The 6830-nt window shown below is 57.5% G+C and carries 2 protein-coding genes; both read right to left on the minus strand.

Features of this window, described 5'->3' with window-relative positions:
* Positions 1-2795: amino acid adenylation domain-containing protein (locus EKO24_RS00040; protein ID WP_143733126.1), on the minus strand; the 2795-nt coding region annotated here is incomplete at its 3' end.
* Positions 2792-6664: a non-ribosomal peptide synthetase gene (locus EKO24_RS00045; RefSeq protein ID WP_143733127.1), complete on the minus strand. Its 3873-nt coding sequence runs from the start codon at positions 6662-6664 to the stop codon at positions 2792-2794. The genes EKO24_RS00040 and EKO24_RS00045, both read right to left, overlap by 4 nt.
* Between the last annotated feature and the right edge of the window lie 166 nt (positions 6665-6830).

The raw sequence follows: 6830 nt of genomic DNA on the forward strand, positions 1-6830 counted from the left end.
TGGCGGTAGCGGACTAGGTCTCCGGTTTTATACAGCCTGCCGCCGCCGTTTTGAAACGGGTCGGGGACGAACTTTTCCGCGGTTAGCTCGGGACGCCGCCAATAGCCGCGCACGATGCCTTCGCCGCCGATATGCAGTTCGCCTTGCACACCGATAGGCGCCGGGTTACCGACACTATCCAAAATGTAGAGCCGGACATTGCTGATCGGCCGGCCTATCGATAACGGCCGCTCCAAATCGTCCTGACTCGCCAGATAAACACTACTCCATACCGAGGCTTCGGTCGGGCCGTATTCGTTGTATAGCTGCACGTCGGGCAACACCGCGTAATGTTGTTTGACCACTTCGTTCGGACAAGCTTCCCCGGCGACAATGGCCGTTTTCAGGGTTTGCAACTGCGTTCCCAGTTGATTTAACAATAAACCGTAAAAGGACGGCAGCGCCAGCAGATGCGACACCTTCTGCGCCGCGATCAACTCGGCCAATGCAGCCGGATCCTTGATCCGGTCGTCTTCCGGCAAGCACAGGCAACCGCCCTGCCCCAGCGTCCAGAATAATCCGGCCACGGAACTGTCGAATGCGAACGACGACAGCAACAGGTAGCAACTCACCGGCTCCTGATAATTTGCAAACCGCGCATGGGTCGAATGTACGGCGTTGCGGTGCGAGACTGTCACGCCTTTGGGCTGGCCGGTCGAACCTGAGGTGTAAATGATATAGGCCAGGTCGAGCGGATGGTTGCACGGCACAGGATTGTTAGCCCGGAATTGCGCGATGGCCCGCCAATCGCTATCCAGGTAAATCGTTTCCTTCGCGCTATGCAACAACCGTTGCCGGGTAAGCAGCAAGCCGATTTGCGCATCCTGTAGCATATAGACGATGCGCTCTTCGGGATACGAGGGATCGAGCGGCACATAAGCGCCGCCTGCCTTTAATATGCCCAGCATGCCGACCGCCATGTCCATCGACCGCTCGACGCAGAGACCGACCCTTACCTCCGGCCCGACATCCTTGGAGCGCAGGTAATGAGCCAACTGATTGGCTTTGGCGTTCAGTTCGGCATAGCTTAAGGTCTGCCCCGCAAACGCCACAGCATCCGCGTCCGGCGTTTTTTCCGCCTGCGCTTCGAACAGTGCGTGCAGGCTTTGCTCGGCAGGATAATCGACGGCGGTGCCGTTAAAATCGAACAGCACTTGGCGGCGTTCAAACTCAGGCATAATGCCGATCGTATCAGCCAACTGCTGCGGATTTTGTTCCAGTGCCGTTACCAAGCCTTCGACGGCGGTACGCTGATACACGGCAATCCGCGCCGGGTCGATCCCGCCGATGCTTTGTACGGTCAAGCCAAAGTCTCGGCCCAGATCGTCGACCGACAGCGTCAACGGATAATTGCTGCGCTCTTCGCTGCTGATCACCCGCATGCCCTTCCATTCCAGCAGCGCGGATTGGTCCGATGCGGCGATCATGTTCGAATGCCGGTAATTAATCAGCGCGGTAAACAGAGGCGTCGAGGCAGGCACTGCGCTGCAACGCTGGGCCAGCGCCAGCGAGGCTTGCTCGTGCATCAGCAATTCGTTCAAGTTGCGGTGCGTGATACCGAGTATTTCGCGCACAGTCCGGCCGCGCAGAGAAATCCGTATCGGCAAGGTATTGATGAACATGCCCACCGCCTGATCCGCTCCCGAGCCGCCTTGCAAACGGCCGGACAGCACGGTGCCGAACACCACGTCGGAACGGCCGCTGCATTGCCCCAGCACCAAAGCCCAAGCCAGGTGAAACAAGCTGGCCGGCGTCACGCTGTGTTGCCGGGCGCTGTTGCGGATACGTTGCGCCAGGTCCTCCTCCAAAGACAGCGCCGCTTCGCCGACCTGCCCGCCGCTGCCTTGCACGTTAAGCAGCCCGAACGGCGCGGTCGGCTCGTCGATGTCGCCGAGTTGGCGGCGAAAATAGCTCTGATGATCCGTAGCGGAACCCGCCCGCATTTGGGCGATGAAATTCCGGTACGGCTGTACCGGCGGCAGTTGTTCGGCCTGCCCGGTAAGCAACAGCCTTATCTCCGACAAAATCAGCTGTAGCGTGTAGTTGTCGTCGACCATATGATGGTTCAGCATCGCAAACCAGCATTCGTCCGATTGGCTGTCCTGAACCACATAACCGGCCAGCAACGGCGCTTGCTGTAGGTTCATCCTGAGCTGCCGGGGATCGGTTCGCTCCAGCAGGCGTTGCTGTATTTTGTCATTTTCAAGCGCAGGCAGTTCTTCAACCGGCAGCGACGCGTGGCGATGCACCACTTGAACCGGCTGCTGCAAACCGTCCCAGCGCACCGAACTGCGCAAAATGTCGTGGCGGCCGATGACCGTCTGCAACGCGGCCAGAAAAGCGTCCAAACGGCCGCGGTTATCGAACACGATGATCGAGCGGGTGATGTACGGGTCTCCCTGGGTTTCCAGCAAATGATGGAACAAAATACCTTCCTGTAAAGGCGCCAACGGATAAATATCCTGAATGCCGGCCGCGCCCTCCGCCACGCTATCGACGACCAGGTCGATCTCGTCCTGGCTCAGGCCGACCAGCGGCAGCATGTCGGGAGTTATTTTCGGCGCCATCTGGGCATGGCCTTCGATAACCACGCCGTTCCTGATTGCCGCCAGCAGGTCCTGCTTATGAATTTTCAACTTGGCCATTAATGCTTGATCCATCGCGCCTTGCGGCGCGCGGACGACAAGCTCTCCGTCCAGCTCGCTGACGGCGATGTTTTTTTCCTGCATGGCTGCAAAAACTTCCTGCAAACTCATAAGCGAAACTCCTCAAAAACCTGGGCGTTTAACGGCTGCCCGAAATGCTCGGGTATTAAATTGGGCGGCAGTTCAAAATCCGGACTGTTGCTCCGGCTATCGGCTATAGCCACGGCCAGCGCGGACAGTACCGGATTGGCAAATACCGCGCGGGGTTCCAACGACCAGCCTTGTTGGCGCAGGCGTTCGACCAGCGTCAGCGCCATCAGAGAATGGCCGCCCAACTCGAAGAAATGATCGTTGCGGCCGACCCGCTCCAACTCCAGCAGTTCCTGCCAAATACCGGTCAGCGCGGTTTCTATCGGACCTTGCGGCGCTTCGTAGCGGTGATGGATCACGGCCTCTTCATCGGGCGCCGGCAGCGCCTTGCGATCCAGCTTGCCGTTGGCGCTCAGCGGCAGCACCGGCAAAACCACAAAGGCGCTAGGCAGCATGTAATCGGGCAAGGCCGCGGCCAAATCGGCGCGCAGCTCGGCAATCGACAACTCGCTGCCGCCGTCTTGGGTCAAATAAGCCGCCAACCGTTTATCGCCATGGCCGTCGGCACGGGCGATAACGACCGCTTCGCGCACGCCGGCATAAGTGCTCAAGCGGTTTTCAATCTCGCCCAATTCGATCCGAAAACCGCGAATCTTGACCTGGAAGTCGTTGCGGCCCAAATAGTCGATAACGCCGTCCGGCCGGTAACGCGCCAGATCGCCGGTTTTATAGAGCCTGCTGCCGGCCGGGCCGTAGGGATTCGGGATGAATTTTTCCGCGGTCAGCTCAGGCCGGTTGAGATAGCCACGGCCCAAACCGATGCCGCCGATATGCAGCTCGCCCGGCGTGCCCGGCAATACCGGATTGAGCTGCCTGTCCAGGATATACAGCGAGATGTTGGCGATCGGACGGCCTATCGGAATCGCGGTTTCCGCGCTGCCCGGCAAACAAGCCCAATAGCTGACGTCGACCGACGCCTCGGTAGGGCCGTAAAGGTTGTACAGTCCGGCGGGGAGTTTTTGCAAAAAGCGCTGCACCAAGTCGGCCGGCAAGGCTTCGCCGCTGCAAATAACGCGTTTTAACGAGGTGCAGTTTTCCGCGCCCGGCGTATCGATAAACACTTGCAGCATCGACGGCACGAAGTGGATAGTCGTGATATGGTGCTCGTTGACGGTATCGATCAACGCCAAGCTGTCTTTGTGCTGTTCAGGTTTGGCAACGACCAGTTGCGCGCCGGTCATCAACGGCCAGAAAAATTCCCAAACCGAGACATCGAAACTGTACGGAGTCTTTTGCAGTACCTTATCCGTTTGGTCCAGCCCGTATTGCTGCTGCATCCATTGCAACCGGTTCAATATGCCTTGATGCGGCACGCCCGCGCCTTTAGGTTGCCCGGTGGAACCGGAGGTGTAGATGCAATAAGCCAGATTTTCAGGACTTAAAGGAATGCCGGGATTGGCGTCGCTGAAGCATGCCGCCTCGTCCCACTCGCTATCCAGGCACAGCACCGTCGCGCTATGGGCCGCTATTTTTTCCCGGCAGGCTTGCTGGGTCAGCACTATCGGCGCATTGACATCGTGCAGCATAAAGTCGAGGCGGTCCTGCGGATAGCCGGGATCGAGCGGCACATAAGCGCCGCCGGCCTTCAAGATGCCCATCAGGCCGATCACCATCTCCAGCGACCGTTCGACGCAGATGCCGACCAGCACATCGGGCCCGACGCCTTTAGAACGCAGGTAATGGGCCAGCCGGTTGGCTTTGCCGTTCAGTTCGGCATAGCTGAGCGCTTGTCTCTCAAACACCAACGCAACGGCATCCGGCGTTTTTTCAACCTGGGCCTCGAACAGCTGATGAATAAACCGCTCTCCCGGATACTCCGTTTGCGTCGCATTCCAATCGGCCAGCACCTGCTGTTTATCCGACTCGCTCAACAACGACAACTCGGACAAACGGGTTTGCGGTTGCAAAACAAACGCTTCAAGCAGGCGTTGCAACTGCGCCAGCATCCGTTTAATCGTTTCGGCTTCGAACCGGTCCGTGGCGTAGTTGATTTCCAAATGCAGTTCCGTTCCGGGGAAAGCGGATACGGTTAACGGGTAATTGGATTGATCGATAACACCGATTTCGCCGACAGTCAAAGTATCGGCATGTTCGTCCAATGCCCGGTTAATAGGGTAGTTCTCGAAAACCAGCAAACTTTCAAACATGGCCGTGCCGCGCGGCAGATCGGACCAACCTTGGATTTGCGTCAACGGCGTATATTCGTACCGGCGCATGTCCTGGTTTTGCGCGAACAGCGCTTGCAGCCAATCGAGTACGCTGCTGTCCGGCGTTATCTTGATCCGTAGCGGCAAGCTATTGATGAACAAGCCGACCATGGTCTCGACGCCGATTAATTCGGCGGGCCGCCCGGACACGGTGGTGCCGAAAACAATATCGTGCTCGCCGCTGTAACGGCTGAGCAACAATCCCCAGGCGGCTTGCACCAGCGTATTGACGGTCAGGTGCCGGTGCTGTACGAACACCAGTAACGCTCTGGTTTGTTCCTCCGACAAGTGCAGGACCTGTTTGTCATAGCCGCTTACTTGATGATCCTTGCTGTCCAAGGTTTTATCGGCAACCAAAGGCGTCGGTGCGGTAAAACCTCTTAACGCCGAGCGCCAATAGCTTTCAGCGGGCGCCATATCCTGATTTTGCAACCAGGCGATATAGTCCCGGTACGGCCGTGCCGCCGTTAACGGTGCGCTCTGCCCGTGCAATATCGCCTGATAAGCGGCAAACAGTTCTTTGACCAGCAATGGCCCGCTCCAACCGTCCAATAATATGTGGTGATAGCTCCATAAAAAATAATGCGATTGTTCCGAACATTGCACCAAAGCCAAACGCATCAACGGCGCGCAGGCAAAGTCGAAGCCGCTTGCCTGATCGTCGGCCTTCAATTGTTGCCAACGTTGAGCTTGCTCGGCTGCCGGATAAGCGCGCCAATCGCATTCGGTAATCGGCAACTGCACGTTTTTTTCCACGATTTGCAAAGGTTGGTCCCGATGCTCAAAACGGAAACCGGTGCGCAAAATCGGATGATGCTCGGCCAGTTGTTGCCAGACTTGTTTGAAGACGGGAACATTGAGTTTGCCGGTTAAGCGGCAAGCGATTTGGATGCAATAAACGCCGGATTCCGCGGCAATCAAGCTGTGGAACATCAAGCCGTGTTGCAGCGGCGCCAACGGGTAAACATCCTCGATCTGCCGGGGCTTCAACGCGATGGCGTCCAGTTCGGTTTGCGCCAGGGCGGCTAATGGAAAATCCGACGGTGTGTAGCTGCCGGACCCAGGCAACAGGCAATGCGCCAGCAATGCTTTAAGTTGCTGAACATACTGCCCGGCCAGGGTTTCAATGGTTGACTTACGATAACGTTCACGGCTGTAGTACCAGCTAATCTGCATGCGTCCGCCAGCAATCCTGCAGATAACGGCCAATTCATGCGCTCTAATCGCGGCCGGATCGCAGTTGTCGCCGGTTGCTTCTTGAGTCGGCACGAACGCTGCTTCGGCTGCAATGACGGTATCGAATTGGCCTAAATAGTTAAAAATGATCTGCGCTTTGGGCTGGGCCGCCAATCGCGCTTTGATCTCGGCATCCGGCGACAGGTAACGCAGTAAGCCGTAGCTCATGCCTTTCATCGGCACGGCCCGTAGTTGTTCTTTGACCGATTTCAGCGCCTCGTCCAAGGACGCGTCTTTGGACAGGTTCAAAAGCGCGNCATCAACGTCATTCGCAATGTCTTCGCGGCCGTGGCCTTCCAGATCGATCAATACCGATTCGCTGTGCAGCCGGTCGCGTAATGTGAGCGTCAGTGCGGTCAGCAACANTGACTTCGCTTTCCGCGACAAACGAGTTGCCGCCGTTAGGCATGTCTACCGGAAACGCCGGCACCCGATGCCGCCTGGCGTCCAGCCAATAATCGGGATCCAGCGGCAAACAGCCTGTGCTTAGCTGCTTGATAAGTTGTTCCGACCAGTATTTGAATGAACTGGTTTTTGCCGGCAATGCCGGAGT

The organism is Candidatus Methylobacter oryzae (assembly GCF_003994235.2).
Classification (GTDB): domain Bacteria; phylum Pseudomonadota; class Gammaproteobacteria; order Methylococcales; family Methylomonadaceae; genus Methylobacter_A; species Methylobacter_A oryzae.